Below are 22,251 nucleotides of genomic sequence, written 5' to 3'. Positions count from 1 at the left end.
CCGTTCAGAATCCGGTCAATACCGCTGCGACGGCCAATGTTGCTTCTGGGGCGTGAACGATCCGTCGGACGCAGGATGGCGGGTGACCGGTATCAGGATTGAAGAGTCACCGCCTTTCGGGCGCTGGGTGACCGGTCGCAACCGAGCCGCCGCTCACTAAACCTCCCAGCACTAAGGAATCGAATTCCTGGCCACCTCACGCAACCGCTCCCCCAACCTTGTCACCCGCCGCTGCGACTCCCGCCGCTTGACCGCCATCCGCAGCGCCTTCGCCTCGGCGATGATCACCACCAACTTGCGTCAACGTGTTACGGCGGTGTAAAGCAGATCCTGATTAGCAAGGAAGTTCAGCCACGCGCCGGATCCACGGCTCGGGGCGCGGAGTACAAGTCACCGCCGCCACCAACAGGCGAGGGCGCAGGGTCAGGTCTTGTTATCCTGCATCTTGGCTGAGCTAACTCCATGGCCAGACCACTCCGACTCAAGCGGGCGGGTGTACTGCATCAGCTAGGAACGGAAGGTTTGTGCCATCCTCACGTCATGCCTCGCCTCTGTAGACCAAGGACATGGATCCCTAAGACGTCGTAGTGATACTGCTACCAACTGGACATGAACGCTTTCTTCTTTTCCGCCTACCTGCGCCGGCGCAAAGTTCGGTGAACTGCGCTACGTTTGTTCCTCCGGGCCCGCCATATAAACGGGAGCAGGCTTTCCAATAGGCCGAGGAAGCGGTTGTTCTCAACTCGACCGATTCGCCGCGGCGAGCCGGTCCAGGCGCAGCCGTTGGCGGTCGTCGAACAAACGGCGCGAGCCGATCCAGACGGCGGCCATCGCGCCGAGTCCGGTGCCGGCGGCGATGAGGAACATGATGAGGAGCTGGTACTTGGCGGCTTCCATTGGCGGACTGCCGGCGAGGATCTGTCCGGTCATCATGCCGGGGAGGCTGACCAGGCCGGCGGTGGCCATGGCGTTGATGATGGGGATGAGACCCGAGCGCAGGGCGTCGCGACGCACCTCCTCGATGGCGTCGTCCCAGGTACCGCCGGCGAGCAGGCGAGCCTCGATGCGGCCCCGTGCATCCCAGGCCTGGCGGGTCAAGCTGTCGAGCGCGATGGCGGTGCCGCTCATGGTGTTGCCGAGCAGCATGCCGAGCAGCGGGATCAGATACTGCGGTTGATACCAGGGCTCGACCCCGATGATGACCGTTAGGGCGAGTAGGGTGACGGTGAAGGCCGACAGGAACATCGAGAGTGCGCCGATCCCGTAACCCCAGACGCCCCGGTACCGGCGCTTCTGTCGCTGCATCACTTCGTATCCGGCGACCGAGAGCATCACAAGGGCCATCAGTCCGATCAACGGCAGACTGGTCTGGGCGAAGAGCACCTTCAGCACCAGCCCGACGAGCATGAGCTGGACCGTGCTGCGTGCGGCCGAGATCAGGACTCGCCGCTCGATCCCGAGGCGCAGTCGCCAAGACATGCCGGCGAGCAAAAGGACCAGGATGGAGGCCAGTCCCAGATCGAAAGGGCTCAGATGGATGAGGGTCACGCTTCGGGCTCCAGCCGCTCGTTGCGGATGATCAGCGAGCGTCCGCCGATCCGACGGCGTTGCTCCGGGTCGTGGCTGACCCAGAGAACGGCCGCACCCTGCGCCTTGCGATAGGTCTCGACGACGGCTTCCACGCGTGCTCCGTTGCTCGGATCCAGGTTTGCGGTGGCCTCGTCGAGCAGCAGCGCCTCGGGTGTCTGTGCGAGCAGGCGCACCAGCGCCAGCCGCTGACGCTCGCCGGTCGAGAGACGCGTGACCGACCAGCCGAGAACGTCGGGCGAGAAGCCGAGTTGGCTCAGCCAATCGGTGACGGTCGAGGGATCCGGCAAAGCAGGATGGTTCGCGACGCGCCCAGGCGGGCGGCGAAAGGGCTTGGGCAGCCGCAGGATCGCCGGACGAAGCGGCGAGGGGAGCCGCGGCGGCGGAGAGGGTTCCGGCGTGGCCACATCCGCGTGCGTGCTCCGGATGCCCGGCAGATGCTCGCCGACGGTCTCCGCCCACCAGAACGCCTCGGCAGGGAGAAGACCGACCCGCCGCCGCCAGGTCGAGGGCGCGATGCGCGAGCGCGGCTCCCCGCCGAGCCAGACCTCGCCATCATGCGGATCCAGGTCGGCCACGGCACGCAGCAGGAGACTCTTGCCGGAGCCGGACGGACCAGACACGAAGACCAGCTCGGCCGCGACGATCGTGAGATCGAGCGGCCCGAGCGTGCGCGACCGGATCCCGTCGAGTCTGAGCTCGGACATCGGCATCCTCGGTATCAGCGCCGGCGAAACATCAGGTCGCGGACCCGATGACCGAGGCGCTCGCCGCGTTGCTCGAAGCGGGTGAGCGGACGTGACATCGGGCGGGGCGAGAAGCCGCCGGGCCCGGCGAGATTCTCGAAGGACTCGGAGGAGGTCTCCAGGATCTCGAGCATCTGATCGGCGTAGGGCTCCCAATCGGTCGCCGCGTGAAAGACGCCGCCCGGACGGATCGCCCGCGCGAGGAGCCCGATCAATTCGGGCGTCAAGATGCGACGCTTGTGATGACGTCGTTTCGGCCAGGGGTCGGGAAAGAAGAGCTGAACGCGGTCCAAGCTGCCGGGCGCGATGCCTCGGGCCAGCACCTCGACCGCGTCGTGCCGAATCAGCCTCAGATTGGCCAACCCGCGTCGCTCGATCTCGAGCAGCAAGTGCCCGACACCGGGACGATGGACCTCGATTCCCATCCAATTGCTGTGCGGATCCTGCTCGGCCATCTCGGCGAGCGAATCGCCGTTGCCGAACCCGATCTCAAGAACAACGGGGTGCGCGTTGCCAAAGAGCCCCGCGAGGTCGATCGGCACGTCAGGCGTCCAGTCCACCCCGTAGCGCGGCCAGAGGTCTGGAAAGGCGCGCTCCTGCGCGGAGGTCAAACGACCCTCGCGCAGGACGAAGCTCCGGACGGGTCGCAGGAATTTGGGTGTCGTCTCGGCCGTCATGAGGTCCTTACAACTGGCGTCTCGGCCATACACGCGTTGACTGCTTTCGCAGCCGCAGTGCGTTGATCATTGGATTGAAAAATCCTAAACCGCGTCCGGCACGAACCCCATTCCTTGCACCGGACGGCCGTCCCACAACGACCGCCTGATTCTGCTTGAAACGCGGTTTAGTTCTGGAAGAACAGCCCTTCGATCGGCGACGAGGCCGAGGCGAACCGCTTCGGCGCCATGCGCCCGGCGAGGAATGCCTCGCGTCCGGCCTCGATCCCCTTGCGCATGGCACTGGCCATCAGGACGGGATCGCGTGCCGCCGCGATCGCGGTGTTCATCAGTACGCCGTCGCAGCCGAGCTCCATCGCCACGGCCGCATCGGACGCGGTGCCGACACCCGCATCGACCAAGATCGGAACACCGGCGTTCTCGACGATGGTGCGGATGTTGAGCGGGTTGCGGATGCCGAGCCCCGAGCCGATCGGTGCTGCGAGGGGCATGACGGCGATGCAGCCGATCTCCTCGAGCTGCCGGGCGACGATGGGGTCGTCGTTCGTGTAGACCATGACCTGGAAGCCGTCCTTGACCAATTCCTCGGCCGCCTTGAGCGTGGCGATCACATCCGGGAAGAGGGTCTTCTCGTCGCCGAGGACCTCGAGCTTGACCAGGTTATGCCCGTCGAGAAGCTCGCGCGCCAGCCGGCAGGTGCGCACGGCGGTCTCGACATCGTAGCAGCCTGCGGTATTGGGCAGGATGGTGTAGCGCTCGGGCGGCAGGATATCGAGGATGTTCGGTTCGCCGGGGGTCTGGCCGAGGTTGGTACGCCGCACCGCGACCGTGACGATCTCGGCGCCGCTCGCCTCGATGGCCCGTGCGGTCTCGGCCATGTCTTTGTATTTTCCCGTTCCGACGAGGAGGCGGGAGCTGTAGTCGCGTCCGGCAAGGGTCAAGCGATCGGTTGCGGCGGTCTCGGTGGGCATGGATTTCGTGGCCAAATAGAAAATGATTCAGGATGAAGGATTCGGGGCAGGGCGCCCAAGCCGGGTCATCCGCCACCGACGGCGTGGATGATCTCGACCTGATCGTGCGGTGCGAGCCTGTGGTCGGGAAAGCGGCTGCGCGGCACCAGCTCGGCGTTGACCTCGACGGCCAGGCGGCGGGTGCCGAGCTCGAGTTGCTCGATCAGCTCGGCCATGGTGATGGCGTCGGCCACCTCGGTGGCGGCACCGTTTAGGATGATCTGCATTCGCACGAGCCCCTCAACGAACGTGGTTGGCGTCTTGCCCGAGCATCTCGGGGGTGACGAGGGTGACACCGCCCTCGCTGACGTAGAAGCCCGCTTTACGATCCGCTTCCTGGTCGAGTCCGATCACGGTTCCCTCGTCGATCTGGCAATAGCGATCGATCACGGCGTTGCGGATCGTGCAGTTTCGGCCGATCACGACATCCGGCAGGATCACCGAATCCTTCACGTAGGCGTAGGAGTTCACGCGCACGTTCGAGAACAACAACGAATGTCGAACCGTAGAACCGGAGATGATGCAGCCGCCCGAGACCATGGAGTCGACCGCCATTCCGCGTCGATCTTCGTCGTCGAACACGAACTTCGCCGGCGGCAGTTGCTCCTGATAGGTCCAGATCGGCCAGCTCTTGTCGTAGAGGCTCAAGGGCGGCGTGACGCCGATCAGCTCGAGGTTTGCCTCCCAAAAGGCGTCGAGTGTACCCACGTCCCGCCAATAGGCCTGCTCTCCGCTGCGTGGGTCGCGAAAGGTATGGGCCATGACGCGATAGTGTTTGATCACGGCGGGAATGATGTCCTTCCCGAAGTCGTGCGACGAGCGTGGTGTGTCGGCATCCCTGATCAGCTGCTCGAATAGGAAGCCGCGATTGAACACATAGATGCCCATCGAAACGAGGCTCTTGCCGGGCGATCCGGGGATGGATTCGGGCTCCTTCGGTTTCTCGGCAAATTGCAGCACTCGCCCCTCGGTGTCGACCGACATGACTCCGAACTCGGCGGCGCGATCGGTATCCATCTCGAGGCAGCCGACCGTCATATCGGCGCCGGATTCGACGTGATAGGCGATCATGGCGCCGTAATCCATCTTGTAGATGTGATCGCCGGCAAGCACGAGGATATAGTCCGGATTGTGATCGCGAATGATATCGAGGTTCTGGAATACCGCGTCCGCTGTTCCCGCATACCAGGCGGTCTCCGCAACGCGTTGTTGGGCAGGCCATAATTCCACGAATTCGCCGAATTCGCCGCGCAAAAACCCCCATCCTTTCTGGATATGCAGAATCAGTGAATGCGCCTTGTATTGCGTCAAGACGCCGATGCGCCGAATTCCCGAATTGATGCAGTTTGAAAGCGGGAAATCCACGATGCGGAACTTTCCGCCGAAAGGCACGGCTGGCTTGGATCTCCACGCCGTCAGGTGCATCAGGCGAGAGCCCCGTCCCCCGGCCAGGATCAGCGCCAGGGTATTTCGAGTCAGGCGGCTGACGAACCGGGGATTCGTTTGGGGCATAGGTCCTCCTGTTGTCGTCTAGACGAGGGCATTAAGAGTAGTCCCCCTTATGTTAACATCAAGACGGTACGAAGCGTCGGCACACTGCCCTGCGGTCGGGTGATCCCCTCGCCGCGCCTCGGGCCGTCGATCCCGACGAGACCCCCGAACCTGTCCGCCCACCTGCTGCCGACCCGCAGATCCAGGGCGTGGCGCCGCGATATCGAACGGTTTCCGTGACAGCGCCGATCAGAGGCGACATCGAGAGCCGACAGCGAAGGAAATACTTCAGAATGGCAACCGCGACACAGCAAGTCCCCAAGGTTCCGGAACCCTTGCAGCGCATCATCGAGGCGCGTCACCACGACCCGTTCGAGGTCCTCGGCCGGCACCTCGAGGGCGATCGGGCAGTGGTCCGCGCGTTCCTGCCGGGCGCCGAATCGGTCACCTTGGTCGAGGCATCCGAGCCCTTCGCGCGGATCGAGGGAACGGATTTATTCCTTTGGGAAGGCTCGGCGTCCAAGGTTCCCGAGCGTTATCGCATCGACTGGGTCGATGCCGCCGGTGAACATCACGTCCATCACGATCCTTACTGCTTTCCTCCCCAGCTCCCGGATTTCGACCTCCACCTCTTCGGCGAGGGGCGTCACTGGCATGCCTATCGGTTTTTGGGCTCGCACCTGACCGATGTCGACGGCGTATCGGGCGTGCAGTTCGCGGTCTGGGCGCCGAGTGCCGAGCGCGTAAGCGTCGTCGGAGATTTCAACCAGTGGGACGGGCGCGCCCACCCGATGCGGGTGCGAGGCGGAACCGGCGTTTGGGAGTTGTTCATCCCCGGGATCGGGCAAGGCGGTTTCTACAAGTACGAGATCCGCGATCGCGCGACCAACATCCACGTCAAGATCGACCCCTACGCACAGGCCTTTCAGGAGCGCCCGCAGACTGCCGGTTTCATCTGTCCGGAAAGCCGGTTCCGTTGGGCCGATCAGGGTTGGCTGGCGGCTCGCGCGGAATCGGATTGGCAGCATCGGCCCTTTTCCGTTTACGAGGTCCATCTCGGATCATGGCAGCGAGGGGCGAATGGAGAGTTTCTCAACTACCGGGTTCTTGCTAAGCAGCTCGCCGATTATGTGACCGAGTTGGGCTTTACCCATATCGAGCTTCTTCCCATTACGGAACACCCCTTGGATGCCTCTTGGGGTTATCAATGCACCGGTTATTTCGCGCCGAGTGCCCGTTTCGGCTCGCCGGACGACTTCCGCTTCTTCGTCGATTACCTGCACCGTCGGGGCATCGGCGTGCTGCTGGACTGGGTGCCCGCGCATTTCCCGAAGGACGCTTATGCCCTGGCGCGTTTCGACGGTACAGCCCTTTACGAGCATGCCGATCCGCGGATGGGTGAACACAAGGATTGGGGAACCCTGATCTTCAATTTCGGCCGCAACGAGGTGAAGAACTTTCTGCTGTCGAGTGCGCTCTATTGGCTCGACGAGTTCCATCTCGACGGGTTGCGCGTGGACGCCGTCGCTTCCATGCTATATCTGGACTATTCGCGCAATGCCGGTGAATGGATCCCGAACAAATACGGCGGCAACGAGAATCTCGAAGCCGTGGATTTCATCCGCCAACTCAATACCGTGACTCATGAGCAGCACCCCGGCACCCTGATGATCGCAGAAGAGTCGACCGCGTGGCCTGCGGTCTCGCGTCCGACCTATCTCGGCGGTCTCGGCTTCAGCATGAAATGGAATATGGGTTGGATGCACGACACCCTGTCCTATATGCAGAAGGATCCGATCTATCGTCACTATCATCACGACCTGCTGACGTTCGGCCTTCTCTATGCTTTCACTGAAAACTTCGTGCTCCCCTTCTCGCACGACGAGGTCGTGCACGGAAAGAAGTCCATGCTGGACAAGATGCCTGGTGATGCCTGGCAGAAATTCGCCAGCCTGCGACTTCTCTACACCTTTATGTTCAGCTACCCGGGCAAGAAGTTGCTCTTCCAGGGCTGCGAGTTCGCACACGGTGCCGAATGGGACTTCGACGAGGCGATGGACTGGGATCTGCTCGAGCGTCCGCAGCACGAAGGCATCAAGCAGATCGTTGCGGACCTCAACCGGCTCTACCGGGAGCAACCCGCGCTGTATGAGGTCGACTTCGACAGCTCCGGGTTCGAGTGGATCGATTGTCACGACAGCTCGCAGTCCGTGCTCAGTTATCTGCGCAAGGACCTTTCCGGCAAGCAGATCGTGGCTGCCGCATTCAACTTCACTCCCGTACCGCGCACCAACTATCGCATCGGTGTACCCGAGCCCGGCTTCTATCGCGAGGCACTGAACTCGGACGCGGAGCTCTACGGCGGCAGCAATGTCGGTAACCAGGGCGGTGTCGAGGCCGAGCCGGTGAGCTGGATGGGACGCCCTTACTCCATCCCGATCGCCTTGCCTCCGCTCGCCGGGCTAATTCTGGTGCACGAGCCCGCGCCCGACGACGCGATCGAAAGCGAGGCCGACGGCTCGATCGCCGATGCCGACGACCTGCCGGCGGCGTCACCTGTTGCGGCGGAGGCGAGCTAGCGGGACCGAGACAGGTGGAGATCTGGGTCGACGCCGACGCCTGTCCGAATGCCGTGAAGGAGATCCTCTTTCGCGCCTCGGAACGGCTCGGCGTTCAGGTCACGCTGGTGGCGAACGGGCCGGTGAGCACGCCGCCCTCGCCCTTGGTGGGTTCCGTGCGCGTCTCCGCCGGGTTCGACGTGGCCGACAACGAGATCCTGAAGCGACTCAACCCCGGTGACCTGGTCGTCACCGCGGACATCCCGCTCGCGGCGGAGGTCATCGACGGGGGCGGCCAAGCCCTAAATCCCCGCGGCGAGCTCTATACCAAGGACAATATCCGCGAGCGATTGACGATGCGCGACTTCATGGACACCCTGCGCGGCAGCGGTATCAACATCGGCGGGCCGCCCGCCTTCGGGCCGCGCGATCGGCAGGCGTTCGCGAACGCCTTGGATGCGTTTCTTGCCAGATCGAAACCGCGTTCGGCGTGATCCGCACGGCCGCAAGCGGGATGGAGCTTGTCGCGATCCACGATGACTGCAAGACGCGGTTGAGATGGTTTTTTCAAAATTCGGAGGAACTGTCTCGCACGATCGCGTCCGGCAGCGCAGCTCAAACTGCGCCGGCGCGAGGCGGAATCCTCGCGACAACGTCGCAGGTCGCGTCGGACGTTGTTTAGGGAATCCGATTTTTCAATGGTCTTGGAGGAATCCTCGGATGGCAGTACTCGTCCTCGGTTTGATCCTGTTTCTCGGGATTCATTCGGTGTCCATCATCAACAGTCAGTGGCGGACCGACCTGGTCGCGCGATTCGGCGAGATCCCATGGAAAGCCGTCTATGGGCTCATGGCCCTGATCGGGTTTTATTTGATCGTTTCTGGATACGGGGCCGCTCGCCTGTCGCCCGTCATCGTTTACGAACCGCCGGTCTGGATGCGGCATATCAGCCTGTTGTTGATGGTGCCGGTCTTTCCGCTGCTGTTGGCTGCCTATCTTCCCGGTCGGATCCAGTCCGCGACCAAGCATCCGATGTTGCTCGCGGTGAAGATCTGGGCGACGGCCCATCTGCTGGCCAACGGAACGCTCCCCGACGTCCTGTTGTTCGGAACCTTCCTCGCCTGGGCGGTCGCCGACCGGATCTCGCTGAAGCGCCGCACAACCCCGACCGTCTACGGCGCGCCTCCCAACCAGGTGAACGACGCGATTGCGATCATCGGCGGCATCGGGCTCTATTTCCTCTTCATGTTCTGGCTGCACAAGGTCCTGATGGGCGTGGCACCGATCGGGTAACCGAGGATTAAGCATGTTCGTCCAAGAGCGAGAAGCTCACGAACGTCGCGATCAGGATGAAGGTCGCGATACAGCCCGGGCTCGGGCAAAGCAGCATCAAGATGGCGGCACCGCTCCAGACAAACAGACAGAGCGTGCGTCGTGCGCGGTGGGCCCGTGTCGATTTGCGCCTCTGGAAGGCGGCGTAGTCGGCTCGCCCGCTACAGAGCCAGTGGATGACACGGCGGGGCCACCCGGCGATTCGCGAGATGAGCGGAGGCATCGTTGAATGATCATCGCGAGGCGCTTCGGCGCCTCGCGACTCGGACCGATCAGAATTTGGTCACGACGACGTTGATACCGTCTTCCTGACCCAAGTCGAAGGTATTGCCGCTCAGCCTGGCGACGGTTCCAATGGTCTCGGCAACATAGGCGGGATCGGCCCCCGCGTTGATGACAAGGCCATTCCCCGTACCATCGTCGACCACAAGGGTGGCCGCATCCGGTCTGGTGATCGAGATGCCCTCCGCGGGCGAGAGCACGGTCAGGTCGGCGTTCAGGAAGCGCACCGAAAGCGCGGAGGGATCACGATTGGCCTCGACGAAGGCATCGGCGGCATCGACCGCGCCGGTCTTGACCTTGTCGACCAGACCGATGGCCGCCGATTTTGCCCTCCCCGCGATATCCCGTGCGTTCTCGCTGGTAGCGGCCTCTTTCACCGCAGCAACCGCTTTGTCGAGTTGTTCTTTCCAGTTCATCGTCGTTTCCTCTTGGTGGATGGTCGACCGAAACAGGGACTCGGATGACGCTATCAAGCATGATTCGCCGCTGAGCAGTTTCCTCCGCGGGGGCGACGCCCCACCCGGAGCAAAAACCGGTGAGGGTCCGGGCCAAACGTTTGCCTTCAGAAGTATAGAATCCCGCGGATACCCCTGCCGAGTGGACCGTTAAGGCCGCGGACGAGCCCCGGTGACCAGCGTCGGAGAAACCGGACATGCAACGCATTCGAGTTCAACGCGATCTGTTCGACATTGCGGAGGAGCAAAAAATTCTCTCCCGCGGCAAGCCGCAGGTCGGCGCCGTGGTCACCTTTGTCGGCTTGATGCGCGACATCAACGAAGGTGTCGAGGTGGCCGCCATGACCCTGGAGCACTATCCGGGGATGACCGAGAAGGCACTCGGCGCGATCGCCGAGGAGGCCGCGCAACGCTGGGATCTTGAGGACATCAGCATCCTGCATCGGGTCGGCGAACTGAGGCCGCAGGATCCGATCGTGTTCGTGGGTGTCAGCAGTCGGCACCGCGGCGAGGCCTTTCGTGCCTGCGAGTTTCTGATCGACTACCTCAAGACCCGCGCGCCCTTTTGGAAGAAGGAGCAAACCGCGCAGGGCGAACGGTGGGTCGATGCACGCGTGACGGACGATGAAGCGGCACGGCGCTGGGCGGAGGGATCCACCGATCCGTAGGGGCGAGTGAATTCGCCCTTCTTCCGGGCATGCGCAGTCGAAATGCTTCTTCTCGGACGTCAACCTAACCCATGGCGCGTCGACAGCCCGTAGAATGATGCGGTTTAAAACAATGTATTTTTTAATATCTTAAACCGCGCCGACTCCAGCGGTTGCAAAGTCCGCCGGGGCTGATCCCATCCAAAAATATCGCACATTGCGCCGGGCGCGGTTTAAGCCCCGAGCATCCCTTGATGCTCGATGAAGTCGAGAACCCGCTCAAGTCCCTCGCCGGTGCGCAGATTCGTGAAGACGAACGGCCGCTCGCCGCGCATGCGTTTGGAGTCGCGCTCCATAACCTCCAGCGATGCGCCTACGTAGGGCGCCAGATCGATCTTGTTGATGACGAGGAGGTCCGAGCGGGTGATGCCGGGCCCACCCTTGCGCGGGATCTTCTCGCCCTCGGCGACGTCGATCACATAGATGGTCAGATCCGCGAGCTCCGGGCTGAAGGTCGCGGCGAGGTTATCGCCGCCGCTCTCGATGAAGACGAGATCGAGATCCGGGAAGCGGATCTGCAGATCCTCCACCGCTGCCAGGTTCATCGATGCGTCCTCGCGAATGGCGGTATGCGGACAGCCGCCGGTTTCCACGCCGACGATGCGCTCGACCGGCAGGGCTTGCGAACGGATCAGGAACTCGGCGTCTTCGCGCGTATAGATGTCGTTAGTGACCACCGCCAACTGGTAGCGGTCTCGCAGCGCCTTGCAAAGCGCATCCAGCAGGGCTGTCTTGCCGGAGCCGACGGGACCGCCGACACCGACGCGCAGGGGTGTTGCATCGACCATGGTGTCTCCTTCAGGAACGAAACAAGCGAGTGTATTGGGTCTCGTGAGCGGAGCTCGCGATCGCGAGGGCCGGTGTCGAGGTGCCGATCTCCTCGTCCGCGACCTCTAGGGCCGCAACGACGGCGCTCGGGATGAGCGTTGCCAGGCGCGCCAGAGTCTGTTGGCCGCGCGTCTGTCCCAAGGGTACAAGCTTGATCCCGGCCAGGACGAGATTCTCGAGCCAGCTCCAGGCATAGCCCGTCGCCGCGTCGCGCGGCTCGATCCGCCATGATGCCGCCGCGAAGGCGAAGCCGGCGGTCTGACTCCGGGCGAGCTGCGGTTTCCACGCGAGCGCGTCTTCCAGCCCCCAGGCGATGATCAGATCGGCGAGCGCGCGTCCGCGGTCCGACTCCTCGCGCCGCAGCTCGGCCGTTTCTCGACCGGCTAAAAGGATGTCCACCCAACCGGACATCACCGCTTGATCGCGCTCAAGCGTCGCAGCCTGCATCCGCACCAAGAGCGGGAGGTCCAGGTCAGGAAGGGCGCTCCGCAGTTGGTGGGCCATCCATGCCTCCAGGTCGTCGGCATCGCGGATCCAACCGTTCTCCACCGCCCATTCGATGCCCTGCGAGTAGGTGAAGCCGCCGACGGGCAGCGAGGGGCTGACCAGGTGCAGCAGGCGCAATAAGGGCAGGGCCCCCTCAGTGCTCGTGTGCATGGCCGGAATGATCCGCACCCTGACCGCCGTAGGCACCGGACTCGGGCTCGAATCCGGCATCCACGAGGCTGACCTCGAGACCGAGACCGCGCACCATCTCGTCGAGGACCTGATCTTGTCGGTAGCTGAGGCGCCCGGGGTCGATCTGCAGAGGGACATGTCGGTTGCCGAGGTGATAACAGGCGCGCGCGAGCAGCAACGGGTCTGCGCTCTCGACCCGCGAAAGAGGCTCGGGTGCCGCGATGATGCGTGCGACCAATCCGTCTTCGGCGATCAGCGCGTCCCCATGATGCAGAACGGTGCCCCGCGGCAGGAAGAGTCCGGCCTCCCGACCGTCGTCGAGCATGACGCGCAGCCGACAGCGAGTCCGCTGCTCCAACGTGAGCGTGAGGGTCACGTCCGCCGGGATGTCCGCGGCGGTCGTGCGGATGAAGCGGATCAAGGGTTCGGTTTGCGGCACGGCTTCGCCCCGTTTGTGGTCAAGACTGCGATCCTCGCAGGTGGTTGTCGGTCGGTAAAACGTGTGCTCGGTATCTGCGCAACTCGCCGCTCAGGGGTCGACTCGGATCACCTCGCCGTCTCCCGTCTGCAGGTCGAGCTCGGGAAGCGGGTCCTGAGAGGGATGGAGCCGGATGTCGCCGGAGTCGATCCGAACCTCGACCCGATCCCAGTCGTTCGCGACGATCCCCATGACGATTTTGGTGTCCTTCTCGGTGAAGATCCCCTGATGGCTGATCCGATAGGTCAGCATCCGGTGGTCATTGGTGACTTCGGATTCGACCTTGCTCCAGGGCAGCCCGAATCCGCGCGCCTCCAAGCGCATCTCGGCCGTGCGGTGCGCCCCGCCCGGCCAGAAGAGGATCACGTAAGCCTGATCGGCGACCAGGCGAAGGACCTTGGGCGGCGGATCGAAATCGCCCGGCCGGACCCATTGGATCTGGACGTTCTTCAGCGGTGTGGCCAACAGCATGGCCCCGATCATCAGGGCTGCGACGAGCATATAGATCACCGCCGTGAGCTTCGGACGTCGCAACTCGGGCATCGGCGAGGGCGGTGCCGCCGCCTCGGCGGCCTCGCGCCGCGGGATGCGCAGGACGAAATAGTAAAGCCCCCAGGCAATCCCGTAGGCGATAACCCCTGACCAGATCACGTCCGAGAGGAAGTGATCGCCCGCCGCGATCCGCCCGATCCCGAGCAGGGTGCCGAAGGCGAGCGAGCCGGCCAGCGCCGTCCAGGCGAGCACCGGCCTGCGTCTGCGCCAAATGATGAAGAAGACACCGAGCATGTAGCCGATCGAGCTGTGCCCGCAGGGGAAGGACTTTCCGTCGCCGTGCTCGGAGATCGCGAGCGGAGGAATATAGTCGCGTGTTCCGCCGAGCTGCTCGATCTGGTGCGGCCTTGGCCGCCCCCAGTTGTCCTTGAAGACACCGTTGACGATCAGACCGGGTCCCAGCACGGTCGCGGCGATCAACAGGATCGCGTAGCAGCGCAGCTGCCTGAACGACTTCCAGACCGCCCCGGCACCGAGAACCAGCAGTCCGCCGAGCATGACGAAGCCGGTCAAGAGCGGCGAGGCGACATAGAGGAAGGACCACAGCGGTGCTTGAGCCTCGTACCAAGGGTCGTCCGCCTCCGGGTGATAGAAGAGCGCGGCGGCCTGAATGTCCAGATCGGTCAGCCAAAAGGGCAGGGTGCCGAGCAAGGCGATCAGGGCCAAGGCAATGCCTTGCGGGATCCAATCCCGACGAGGTGCGGTGGTTTGGGACATGGGTCCTGTCTTGTGTCTCAGTCAAGGCGCTTGAGCCAGAACACCATCGGTTTAGGCGTTTCTTCGGTCTCGTCGAGATCGCGCCAGGAGAAGGTCGTGCGCAACTGCGGTTGTTTCACGAAGCCCTGTTTCTCCCAAAGGCCGTCGAGCGGGCGATAATCCGCTGGACGTCGCGGGTGGTCGGTGGGTCGCTCCACGGCGCAGAAACAGGCGAAGTCGAATCGGCCGAGTCTGCGGGTATGGGCCTCGCGCTCGTCGAAAAAGCGCCGGCCGAGCCCTAGCCCTCGGTACTCCGGCAGCAGGACCGATTCGCCGTAGTAGAAGATCCGCTCGGGCGCATAGCCGTGCGTCCTGAAGGGCTCGACCACATTCGGGGGCTCGGCCGCAAGCGGCAGAGCGCTCGAGGCACCCACCACCCGAGCGCCGTCGCGCACCAGTACGACGAGTCCGTCCGGTGCCTCGGCATAGGTCCGCAGATAGCGCTCTTCGTATTCCGCGTCACCCTCGTAGAGATAGGGGTACTCACGGAAGACACGGATGCGCAGGCGAGCCAGCGCCGGCAAGTCGGCGATCAGATCCGCTCCCGTGCGGCACTCGACATGCAACTCGGACATTGAGAACCCTCCTTCCGCCACTTGTGGCTATGACCGGCTCCGCGTCGGCAATCGCGCGTGCCGGCCCGGGCGACACCTTCGATGCGGCATGATATACCGAGCGCACCTGCGTTTTCCGATGCATTGCACGCCCCGCGCACGCCTAGCCGGCGTTGCGCATCCGCGCCGGAGTGACCGCTACGCCTTGTCGGCGCGCCTTGTCTCGGCGCGCGCGGGACGTACCCTGCGTTCTGAAAAACCCATGTGTGCTCGGTACACCTCGGCCGGATTTGATTTGATCCGCCGGTGTTGCCACACTCCGGCCGATTTCGAGCCTTCGGAACTTCAGATCAGCCATCCTACCCGGGACCGCCTCAGCCATGACAGTGAACACTGAAGCGCCTCGGCTGCGTTGGATCCGCGGCCGTCCGGGCGAGTCCCTTGACGTCAACCGCCCCGTGGTCAAGGCCATCGGGCGCATGATCAAGGCAGGCGAGCGCGACGAGATTCGCCGTCTGTTGCGAACCTGGCACCCGCGCGACATCGTCGAGTTGCTCGTGCAGCTTCCCTTGAAACGCGCGCGCAAGCTGTTTTTGGTCTTGCCGGCCGGACCGGCCGCAAAGGTGATTGCTGGACTCAACAGCGATTTTCGCGCGGTCTTGCTCGAAGACGCCACGATCGAGCGCCTCGCCGAGATCCTTGACGGCCGGGACGCAGAGGAGGTGGTTCAGGTCCTGACCGAGCTCCCCGAAGAGGTCCAGGAGCGGCTCATCCCGCAACTGCGCGATGCCGATGCCGTCCGCGAGCTCAAGGCGTATCAGGAAGACTCCGCCGGCAGCATCATGACTCGCAAGCTGGTTGCGGTGCCGCCTGACTGGAGCGTCGGGCAGGTCGTGGCCGAGGTGCGCCGTCGCGCCGATCTGATCAAGAAACTCTCGGCGGTGTATGTCGTGGATGCAGACCGCAAGCTCCTCGGCTATCTGAAGCTTCGCGACCTGCTGCTGCGCCCGAGCGATGCGCAGGTGGACCGGGTGATGCGCACCGATCTCGTAGCCGTCAGCTCGGACATGGATCAAGAAGAGGTCGTGCGCGTCACCCGGGAGAACGACCTCATCACGGTACCGGTGGTGGATGCCGACGGCCGACTGCTTGGACGCATCACCGCGGACGAGCTGCAGCGCGTGGTCCGCGACGAGGCCGACGAAGACGTGCGCCTGCTGAGCGGTGTCTCCCCCGACGCGCGAGCCGACGACCCGGTGCTCGGCATCGTGAAGAACCGCCTCCCCTGGTTGCTCGCCGGGCTGGTCGGTGCGCTCGTCTCGGGCAGCATCATCAGCTCCTACGAGGCGGAGATCGCTGCCGCGGCCATCCTTGCGAGCTTCATCCCGATCGTGATGTCGATGGCCGGCAACGCGGGTATTCAGGCCGCGACCGTTGCCATCCAGGGCCTTGCGACCGGCACCCTCTGGATCGGCGATCTGCCATGGCGTCTCGTCAAGGAGATGCTCGGCGCCTTGCTGAACGGGTCGATCGCTGCGCTGATCCTCGCCGGGATCGTGCTCGTCGTGGGGCCCTTGGTGGGTGTTGCCGATCCGATACGCTTGGCGCTGACCGCAGGCGTGGCCTTGACGGTGGTAACACTCCTCGCCGTGACCATGGGTGCGGCCGTTCCGCTGATCCTCCACCACTTTCGGATCGATCCGGCGATGGCCACGGGCATCTTCATTACCACCGGCAACGACATCATTGCGGTCCTGGTGTTCTTCCTGGTGGCCTCGCTGCTCTATCTCTGACGGGCGCCTGCGGTGATCGGCGTCCGGCCCTCGGGATGTCGCCGAAGGAAGCAAAATCGTCATCGTATTGACGCAGTGCGGTCATACCTGATCGCGATAATCGGGGATTTTCACCCAACGAGGATCTCCGTCTCATGTCGATTATGACCATTTTTCGACTCGCTTCCGGCTGCGCTTTGGCAGTCGGTATCGCTGCTCCGGCCCTCGCGGGCCCCCACGCATCTCGGCCCACGATCTCCATTGCGCCGCTCGGTACCTACGATGCCGGCGTGTTCGGCGAATCGGCGGCGGAGATCGTGGCGCCGAGGGTCTGACGGTGATCGAGGCGTCGAAGAGCCCGATCCGCGGTGTGCCCTTGTTGGTTGTCGCCAACGAGGTGAGCGGCACGACTACCCTGTTCCGCATCGATCGGGTCCGGCGCTAAGACGTCGGGTCTTGCGCCCCGGCCGTAAGAGCTCACGTCGTCATGAGAGCGGCCGGTGGACGAGCGAGAGAAAAGTTTGCCGTGCCCTGCGCGGGTGCCGGTGGCTGCGCTGCGCTTGTCCACCCAGAGCAACGTCAGTGAAGCAGCAGACGCTGTGAACACGGCAAATTCGGGCGTCAGGGCTCCGCGCCCTGCTCGCGATTCTCGTGGTACCGCGTGTCCGGCATCTCGAACGTCAGGGTGGCCTGGCGGACGCCGCGACCGAAGAGGCCGCTGACCTCGAATCGCAGGCCATTCCACCGGACCGAATCACCGAGCACGGGCGGTCGGCCCAGCTCGCTGAGGATCAGCCCGGAGACAGTGTCGATCTCTGGGTGCTCGAGCTCGCGCCCGATCAGATCGCCCAGGGTGTCCAGGCGCACCGTGCCTTGGACCTGGTAGCCCGCGGTGCCGACCGGCAAGACATCCGGGACGTCCTCGACACCCTCCTCGATATCCCCGACAGCCTCGGCGCAGATGTCTTCCATGGTGAGGATGCCCGCGGTTCCGCCATGCTCGTCCATCACGACGATCATCTGATTGTGAACCCGGTCCATCGCGGCCAAGACATCGTCCAAGGTTGCGGTTTCGGGCAGGTAGGCGGTCTCTCGGATCACTGCGGGATCGAGGCCGGTGCCTGCGCGCAGCAGCCCCATCAGATCCTTGATGTGGATGGTCCCGATGATCTGGTCGAGACTGCCCTCGTAGACCGGATAACGGGTGTGGCGATGCCGGTGCAGGATCTCGCGGAGCATGGCGTCGGTTGCGCCGACCGGGATCCCGCTCGCGCGCACCCGCGGCACCATCGCCTGCACGGCGGCGATCTCGCTGAAGTCGGCGAGCTCGAGGAAGATCCGGCCGCTCTCCTCGCTCAAGAGACCGCTCTCTTGGCTCTCGCGGGCGAGCGACTCCAGCTCGTCCTGGCCCAGATAATGGGCCGCGCTGCGGCCGCGCTTGAAGCCGACCAAGCCAAGCAGGAGGTTGCCGGTCAGATTGAGCGCTCGTACCAAGGGATAGAGGATCAAGCCGATCACCAGCATCGGCGGGGTGACCCACATGGCAACTGTCATGGGCCGGGTCAGCGCAAGCGCTTTGGGGACCATCTCGCCCAAGACGATATGCAGATAGGTGATCGCCGTAATGGCCAGTACCGCCGCGAGTCCGTGAGTCGTCACGAGCGCACCGAGATCCGTGAATCCCGCGAGCAGAAGCCATTCCGCGAAGAACCCGGCCAGGGTGTGCTCGCCGTACATGCCCAGACCGAGGCTCGCGAAGGTGATGCCGAGCTGCGCGGTGGCGACATAGCGATCGAGTCGCGCCGGTTCGTCGAGGATGCGGGCGATCCGCTGCGCGAGCGCGTCGCCGGCCTCTGCACGCGCGGCCATCGCGGCACGGGAGGTGCCGATGATTGCGAACTCGGCGGCGACGAAGAGTCCGTTGAGGGCCACCAAGGCCATCACCACGCCCAGGACGATCAGAAGCTCATGCATCTTCGCCCCCCGATGCGGTGCCGAGGACGCTGGCCAAAACGGATGCGATCGCCGGACCGTCCATCTCCTCGATCTCGAACGCAAGGCCGCTCACCTCGAGCCTGTCGCCCGCCTCCGGGATGTTGCCGAGCTGCTCGAGCAACCAGCCGGCGAGAGTCTCGGCTTGACTGTCGTGCCAAACGGACGGATCGGTGTAGGGGCTTGCCCAATCGATCGCCTCGTCGAGCGGGAGACGTCCGGGCAGGCGCCAACGGTCGTCGTCGAGCTGCTCGGGGGCAAGCTCGCTGTTGGATTTGAACTCGTCGGACAGCTCGCCGATCAGTTCGCGCACGATGTCTTCCAAGCTGATGAGACCCTCGACGTCGCCGTACTCGCTCACCACCAGTGCAATGCGGGCGCGTCGAGCACGCATCTGCCCCAGCACCCGATCCAGGGTCAAGCGATTCGGCAACGCCAGGAGCGGCCGGACCAGAGGCTGCAGCGCGAGGATCTCGCGCCCGCCGGCAGTCGCGATCGCCAGATCTTTGACATGGATGAAGCCACGCACGTTGTCGAGTCCGTCCCGATGGACCACCAGGCGGGTGTAGGGCGACGCGTCGATCTCGGCCAAGAGTTGATCGAGCGGTGCGGCCAAATCCAGACTCGCGATCTGTCGTCGCGGCACCATGAACTGACGCACCGTATGGCGACTCAGGCGCAGCACCTCGCGCAGACGCTTGCTCGCCTTCGTCTCCAGCATCCCGCCCTCGTTGCTCTCGCGAATCAGCAGCTCGATCTCGTCCGGAGAATGCACATGCCGATGGCTGACTTCCGGGTCGACGCCGAACCGTTTCAGGATCAGGTTGCCGCTCCCGTTGAGCAGTCCGATGAAGGGCTGAAACAAGACCAGGGACCAGCGCATCGGCAGGTAGGTGTACATCGCCGTCCCGACCGGGTATTGCAGAGCGACCGTCTTGGGGATCAGCTCGCCGAGCACGACCTGGGCCGAGGTCAGCACCACCAGTACGATGGTCGCCGACAAGGCGTAGGCCCCCACCGTCTCCATCCCCCAGTCCGAGATCAGCAGTGCGCCGAGCGCAAGGGCGATCGTCGCTTGCCCGAAGGCGCCGAGGATCAGGCTGGAGAGTGTGATCCCGATCTGGCAGGTCGCGATGTAGCGATCCAGGCGCGTCGTGTCTCTGACGATGGGCAAGAGTGCCGCCGCGAGGCGATGACCTTGTCGGGAAAAATGCTCGACGCGACTCACCCGAGCCCCCACGATCGCGAACTCGGCCGCGACGTAGAGTGCGTTGATCAGGATTAGAAGGCCGACAACGAGAAACATCCAGAGGCTCATCGGGCCGATCCGGAATGCCCGGTCAGGCGTCTCGAACGCCGGGTTGTTGGATTGGTCGGGTCCTGCGGGGTTGGGTTCAAGCCCGGACTGTCGGGGTCCGTGGGGTCGGCATCGTCGGGCTCAGCGGCGGCGGGCGTGGGGATCGTGTTCATGTCTGGGAGTATATCAGGCACGTACGAACACCAAGCGTCGTCGTGCATTCGCCCGAATCGGCTGCGTTCGGCGTCGGCCGATCCGAGCGAAGAGCGTTAGGAACCGGCCCCCGTCTGTTTCGACAGCGCGCGGCCGTCCAGGAACTGCAATGTCCCCACGCCGAGCAGGCCGCCGATGACCATGACCAGGTAGATGACCGAGACCGGCTCCTCCAGCAGCGCGAAGCCCAAGAGGCCAAGTCCGGCGCTCAGCTCCAGGAGTCCGTTCGGCCAGCGCACCATTCTGCGCGGGCCGGCCGTGATCGCGCCCTTCGGGGTTCGCACGAACGGGCTGCGATAACCGAGCACGGCCTCCAGGCCGGCGCGGGCATTGGAGAGGAGAAGCCCGGTGGTTAGGAAGAGCGCAGCGAAGACCTCGGTCGCCGTTGCTCGGGCTCCCGAGCGCATGCCCGCGAGTGTCAGAAAGCCGATGGGTGCTGCGAAGCCGAGCATCGAGGTGACGATCGCGACTCGGCTCAGCGCCTCGCCGGGGACCGCCGCGCCGGCGATGAAGGGCAGCCCCATGACCACGCAGGCAGCACCGATCAGGAACGCTAGGGGTTGGCCCAGCTGGAAACTGATCATGACCTTCTGCCAGCGCGGCAGCGCCGAGCTGGCCCAGATCATCGGCATCAGCTTGAAGAAGCACTGCGCGAATCCCTTGGTCCAGCGGAACTGCTGCGTCCGCCAGGCACGCACCGAGACGGGCAGTACGCCCGGGACCGGGAGGTCCTTCATGAATGCGGAGCGCCAACCGCGCAGACGGGCCCGCAGACTCAGATCCAGATCCTCGGTAAGCGTGTCGCCTTGCCAGCCGCCGGCGTCATCGATGGCGCGGCGACGCCAGACACCGCAGGTCCCGTTGAAGGGGACTGGCAGACCCAGGCGCCAACGCGCCTCCTGTTCGACCTGGAAATGCGAATCCAGCAGACGCGCCTGCGTGCGGGTGAGCAGGCTGTCGTCTCGGTTGGTGTGCGCCCAGCGGGCTTGGACGTAGGCGAGATCGGGCTGCGCGAGCAAGGGGGCGATGGTTTTGCGCAGGAAATCCGACGGCGGCATGAAATCGGCGTCAAAGATGGCTACGAACTCCGCATCCGAGCGCTCGAGGCCGGCCGCCAGCGCACCGGCCTTGAAGGCGGTGCGTTTGATTCGATGCAGGAGTTCGATCTGGACACCTTCCCGGCGCAGCTTGGCGACGGCTCGCTGGCTGAGCGACAGCGAAAACGCATCGGTGCTGTCGTCGAGCACCTGGATCTGCAAGAGGTCTCTCGGCCAATCCAGTGCCGTCACGGCCTCGAGGACGCGATCGACCAGCTCCGCCTCGTTGAAGAGCGGGAGCTGAATCAGCACGCTCGGCAGTTGAGCGGGTCCGCGCCAAGCTCCAACGAGTTGTCGGGCAGGTGTGACCAGACGGGCGAACATCAAGCCGAGCAGGTTGAGCGATGACATCGCCAGGAGGATCAAGCCAAGCGTGAGGAGCAGCTCGACAATCGGTTCCGCTGCGAGCATGGGGATATATCCGTAGGATCTGGAACAGTTGAAGATGAGGTTGGCTGGCCGGCCGGCCGCGAGGATGACGGGGCGAGCGGATGTCTGAAACCCCCGCCAAGAACGATGCGATACCGGCCGGGTGGGTCGGATCCTTCGCTGAGCATCCGACGCATCGGCGGCTCAGGTCCTGCGCGCGACAGAATAGAGCGAGCCGCATCACGACGGCAAGGGCCGCATCGTGGGGCAGTCTCGATGGGTGCGCAAAAGGTCATCGGACGACGACAGGCGGCGTGAAAGCGCGTTGCACCTACTCAAGGCAGGCCGCTATGCTCGCTTTCGTCGTCAAGCCGCCACCCGACCTTCAGACCACCAGGCACCGGACATGCTCGATCTTATGCAGCACATCGCCGTGCGCTGTGCACCGGCCCGCACCGTCTTGATGGGCCTTGCCCTGGTCGGTGCATTGGCCGCGGGGATCTCGCTCGTCGCGTTCGAGGCGGCGCAGGGAGATCTGGTTCTATTCCCCGCCTTGGTCGTTCTTTTGTGGGCCGTGTTGGGGGTGGTCTTCATCGACCTGTTTACTCGAGTCCCGAAGGTTCCGGAGGCTGGCAGCGGCTGGCGCCGCCGGATGCGCGGGCTGTTGCGAAGGCTCTACTGGCTTCTTGCAACGGGGTTCTTGATCCTCGGTTTGATTGCCGTGGATGTCAGTCTTTCCATCGCTCGCGAGTGGTTTGACGACAGGGCACGGATTGGTCAAGCCAAGTGACGAAGCCGGCCTGCGCCGCGCGCGGCACAG

22 protein-coding genes are annotated in these 22,251 nt (G+C 64.1%); 6 read left to right on the top strand and 16 right to left on the bottom strand.

Going from position 1 to position 22,251, the window contains the following annotated elements:
- Positions 1 to 738 precede the first annotated feature (738 nt).
- From LT988_RS12445 to glgC, 6 genes are all read right to left on the bottom strand, one after another.
- On the bottom strand, positions 739 to 1,548 hold the full coding sequence (locus LT988_RS12445) for an ABC transporter permease (protein ID WP_232410440.1): 810 nt from the start codon (positions 1,546 to 1,548) through the stop codon (positions 739 to 741).
- The gene (locus LT988_RS12440) at positions 1,545 to 2,294 is read right to left on the bottom strand and encodes an ABC transporter ATP-binding protein (RefSeq protein WP_232410439.1); all 750 of its coding nucleotides are present in this window, start codon (positions 2,292 to 2,294) and stop codon (positions 1,545 to 1,547) included. Before LT988_RS12440 ends, LT988_RS12445 begins: the two co-directional genes overlap by 4 nt.
- A 14-nt stretch (positions 2,295 to 2,308) precedes the next feature.
- A complete protein-coding gene (gene trmB, locus LT988_RS12435; RefSeq protein ID WP_232410438.1) occupies positions 2,309 to 3,010 on the bottom strand; it encodes a tRNA (guanosine(46)-N7)-methyltransferase TrmB in 702 nt (233 codons plus the stop codon).
- Between the two features lie 167 nt (positions 3,011 to 3,177).
- Positions 3,178 to 3,981: a thiazole synthase gene (locus tag LT988_RS12430; RefSeq protein WP_232410437.1), complete on the bottom strand. Its 804-nt coding sequence runs from the start codon at positions 3,979 to 3,981 to the stop codon at positions 3,178 to 3,180.
- 65 nt (positions 3,982 to 4,046) lie between these two features.
- Complete coding sequence (thiS, locus tag LT988_RS12425) at positions 4,047 to 4,247, bottom strand: sulfur carrier protein ThiS (RefSeq protein WP_232410436.1); 201 nt, start codon at positions 4,245 to 4,247, stop codon at positions 4,047 to 4,049.
- A 13-nt stretch (positions 4,248 to 4,260) separates the two neighbouring features.
- Complete coding sequence (gene glgC, locus LT988_RS12420; RefSeq protein ID WP_232410435.1) at positions 4,261 to 5,532, bottom strand: glucose-1-phosphate adenylyltransferase; 1,272 nt, start codon at positions 5,530 to 5,532, stop codon at positions 4,261 to 4,263.
- Positions 5,533 to 5,804: 272 nt separating this feature from the next.
- On the opposite strand from glgC, the gene glgB reads away from it, so the two are divergent.
- The 3 genes from glgB (at position 5,805) to LT988_RS12405 (ending at position 9,362) form a co-directional block, all read left to right on the top strand.
- Positions 5,805 to 8,090, top strand: coding sequence for a 1,4-alpha-glucan branching protein GlgB (gene glgB / locus LT988_RS12415; protein WP_232410434.1), 2,286 nt, complete (start codon positions 5,805 to 5,807; stop codon positions 8,088 to 8,090).
- Positions 8,091 to 8,104: 14 nt separating this feature from the next.
- A complete protein-coding gene (locus tag LT988_RS12410) occupies positions 8,105 to 8,563 on the top strand; it encodes a YaiI/YqxD family protein (RefSeq protein ID WP_232410433.1) in 459 nt (152 codons plus the stop codon).
- Positions 8,564 to 8,789: 226 nt separating this feature from the next.
- Positions 8,790 to 9,362 carry an NnrU family protein gene (locus tag LT988_RS12405; RefSeq protein ID WP_232410432.1) on the top strand — a complete coding sequence of 191 codons (573 nt, stop codon included), beginning with the start codon at positions 8,790 to 8,792 and terminating at the stop codon, positions 9,360 to 9,362.
- Between the two features lie 7 nt (positions 9,363 to 9,369).
- Here the strand turns inward: LT988_RS12405 and LT988_RS12400 are convergent, their stop codons facing one another.
- Positions 9,370 to 9,624, bottom strand: coding sequence for a hypothetical protein (locus tag LT988_RS12400; protein ID WP_232410431.1), 255 nt, complete (start codon positions 9,622 to 9,624; stop codon positions 9,370 to 9,372).
- 49 nt (positions 9,625 to 9,673) lie between these two features.
- On the bottom strand, positions 9,674 to 10,099 hold the full coding sequence (locus LT988_RS12395) for a hypothetical protein (RefSeq protein WP_232410430.1): 426 nt from the start codon (positions 10,097 to 10,099) through the stop codon (positions 9,674 to 9,676).
- Between the two features lie 236 nt (positions 10,100 to 10,335).
- On the opposite strand from LT988_RS12395, the gene moaE reads away from it, so the two are divergent.
- Entirely contained in the window at positions 10,336 to 10,806 is a 471-nt protein-coding gene (gene moaE, locus LT988_RS12390; RefSeq protein ID WP_232410429.1) for a molybdopterin synthase catalytic subunit MoaE, read from the top strand.
- Between the two features lie 212 nt (positions 10,807 to 11,018).
- On the opposite strand, the gene ureG is transcribed toward moaE, so the two are convergent.
- The 5 genes from ureG to LT988_RS12365 all read right to left on the bottom strand — a co-directional run bounded on the left by ureG (position 11,019) and on the right by LT988_RS12365 (position 14,712).
- The gene (ureG, locus tag LT988_RS12385; protein WP_232410428.1) at positions 11,019 to 11,633 is read right to left on the bottom strand and encodes an urease accessory protein UreG; all 615 of its coding nucleotides are present in this window, start codon (positions 11,631 to 11,633) and stop codon (positions 11,019 to 11,021) included.
- A gap of 10 nt (positions 11,634 to 11,643) precedes the next feature.
- Complete coding sequence (locus LT988_RS12380) at positions 11,644 to 12,330, bottom strand: urease accessory protein UreF (RefSeq protein ID WP_232410427.1); 687 nt, start codon at positions 12,328 to 12,330, stop codon at positions 11,644 to 11,646.
- On the bottom strand, positions 12,314 to 12,772 hold the full coding sequence (ureE, locus tag LT988_RS12375) for an urease accessory protein UreE (RefSeq protein WP_232410574.1): 459 nt from the start codon (positions 12,770 to 12,772) through the stop codon (positions 12,314 to 12,316). Before ureE ends, LT988_RS12380 begins: the two co-directional genes overlap by 17 nt.
- Positions 12,773 to 12,880: 108 nt before the next feature.
- On the bottom strand, positions 12,881 to 14,098 hold the full coding sequence (locus LT988_RS12370) for a phosphatase PAP2 family protein (RefSeq protein WP_232410426.1): 1,218 nt from the start codon (positions 14,096 to 14,098) through the stop codon (positions 12,881 to 12,883).
- A gap of 17 nt (positions 14,099 to 14,115) precedes the next feature.
- Entirely contained in the window at positions 14,116 to 14,712 is a 597-nt protein-coding gene (locus LT988_RS12365) for a GNAT family N-acetyltransferase (protein ID WP_232410425.1), read from the bottom strand.
- Positions 14,713 to 15,071: 359 nt separating this feature from the next.
- Between LT988_RS12365 and mgtE the strand changes: the two genes are divergently transcribed.
- Complete coding sequence (gene mgtE / locus LT988_RS12360) at positions 15,072 to 16,484, top strand: magnesium transporter (protein ID WP_232410424.1); 1,413 nt, start codon at positions 15,072 to 15,074, stop codon at positions 16,482 to 16,484.
- Between the two features lie 600 nt (positions 16,485 to 17,084).
- Here the strand turns inward: mgtE and LT988_RS12355 are convergent.
- The 3 genes from LT988_RS12355 to LT988_RS12345 form a co-directional block, all read right to left on the bottom strand.
- The gene (locus LT988_RS12355) at positions 17,085 to 18,437 is read right to left on the bottom strand and encodes a hemolysin family protein (RefSeq protein ID WP_232410423.1); all 1,353 of its coding nucleotides are present in this window, start codon (positions 18,435 to 18,437) and stop codon (positions 17,085 to 17,087) included.
- A complete protein-coding gene (locus LT988_RS12350; RefSeq protein ID WP_232410422.1) occupies positions 18,430 to 19,773 on the bottom strand; it encodes a hemolysin family protein in 1,344 nt (447 codons plus the stop codon). The genes LT988_RS12355 and LT988_RS12350 overlap by 8 nt, the downstream gene beginning before the upstream one ends.
- A gap of 248 nt (positions 19,774 to 20,021) precedes the next feature.
- The gene (locus LT988_RS12345) at positions 20,022 to 21,473 is read right to left on the bottom strand and encodes a glycosyltransferase family 2 protein (protein WP_232410421.1); all 1,452 of its coding nucleotides are present in this window, start codon (positions 21,471 to 21,473) and stop codon (positions 20,022 to 20,024) included.
- A gap of 376 nt (positions 21,474 to 21,849) precedes the next feature.
- Here LT988_RS12345 and LT988_RS12340 point away from each other — a divergent pair, with 376 nt between their 5' ends.
- Positions 21,850 to 22,221 carry a hypothetical protein gene (locus LT988_RS12340; RefSeq protein ID WP_232410420.1) on the top strand — a complete coding sequence of 124 codons (372 nt, stop codon included), beginning with the start codon at positions 21,850 to 21,852 and terminating at the stop codon, positions 22,219 to 22,221.
- Positions 22,222 to 22,251 lie beyond the last annotated feature (30 nt).

It is taken from the genome of Thiocapsa bogorovii, assembly GCF_021228795.1.
Taxonomy (GTDB): Bacteria; Pseudomonadota; Gammaproteobacteria; order Chromatiales; family Chromatiaceae; genus Thiocapsa; species Thiocapsa bogorovii.
This window is presented reverse-complemented; position numbering and strand designations above follow the sequence as displayed.

Coding starts and splice junctions, on each gene's coding strand:
- LT988_RS12440 (WP_232410439.1), bottom strand. CDS start 2,294: ATGTCCGAGCTCAGACTCGACGGGATCCGGTCGCGCACGCTCGGGCCG.
- trmB (WP_232410438.1), bottom strand. CDS start 3,010: ATGACGGCCGAGACGACACCCAAATTCCTGCGACCCGTCCGGAGCTTC.
- LT988_RS12430 (WP_232410437.1), bottom strand. CDS start 3,981: ATGCCCACCGAGACCGCCGCAACCGATCGCTTGACCCTTGCCGGACGC.
- thiS (WP_232410436.1), bottom strand. CDS start 4,247: ATGCAGATCATCCTAAACGGTGCCGCCACCGAGGTGGCCGACGCCATC.
- glgC (WP_232410435.1), bottom strand. CDS start 5,532: ATGCCCCAAACGAATCCCCGGTTCGTCAGCCGCCTGACTCGAAATACC.
- glgB (WP_232410434.1), top strand. CDS start 5,805: ATGGCAACCGCGACACAGCAAGTCCCCAAGGTTCCGGAACCCTTGCAG.
- LT988_RS12405 (WP_232410432.1), top strand. CDS start 8,790: ATGGCAGTACTCGTCCTCGGTTTGATCCTGTTTCTCGGGATTCATTCG.
- LT988_RS12400 (WP_232410431.1), bottom strand. CDS start 9,624: ATGCCTCCGCTCATCTCGCGAATCGCCGGGTGGCCCCGCCGTGTCATC.
- LT988_RS12395 (WP_232410430.1), bottom strand. CDS start 10,099: ATGAACTGGAAAGAACAACTCGACAAAGCGGTTGCTGCGGTGAAAGAG.
- moaE (WP_232410429.1), top strand. CDS start 10,336: ATGCAACGCATTCGAGTTCAACGCGATCTGTTCGACATTGCGGAGGAG.
- ureG (WP_232410428.1), bottom strand. CDS start 11,633: ATGGTCGATGCAACACCCCTGCGCGTCGGTGTCGGCGGTCCCGTCGGC.
- LT988_RS12380 (WP_232410427.1), bottom strand. CDS start 12,330: ATGCACACGAGCACTGAGGGGGCCCTGCCCTTATTGCGCCTGCTGCAC.
- LT988_RS12370 (WP_232410426.1), bottom strand. CDS start 14,098: ATGTCCCAAACCACCGCACCTCGTCGGGATTGGATCCCGCAAGGCATT.
- LT988_RS12365 (WP_232410425.1), bottom strand. CDS start 14,712: ATGTCCGAGTTGCATGTCGAGTGCCGCACGGGAGCGGATCTGATCGCC.
- mgtE (WP_232410424.1), top strand. CDS start 15,072: ATGACAGTGAACACTGAAGCGCCTCGGCTGCGTTGGATCCGCGGCCGT.
- LT988_RS12355 (WP_232410423.1), bottom strand. CDS start 18,437: ATGCATGAGCTTCTGATCGTCCTGGGCGTGGTGATGGCCTTGGTGGCC.
- LT988_RS12350 (WP_232410422.1), bottom strand. CDS start 19,773: ATGAGCCTCTGGATGTTTCTCGTTGTCGGCCTTCTAATCCTGATCAAC.
- LT988_RS12345 (WP_232410421.1), bottom strand. CDS start 21,473: ATGCTCGCAGCGGAACCGATTGTCGAGCTGCTCCTCACGCTTGGCTTG.
- LT988_RS12340 (WP_232410420.1), top strand. CDS start 21,850: ATGCAGCACATCGCCGTGCGCTGTGCACCGGCCCGCACCGTCTTGATG.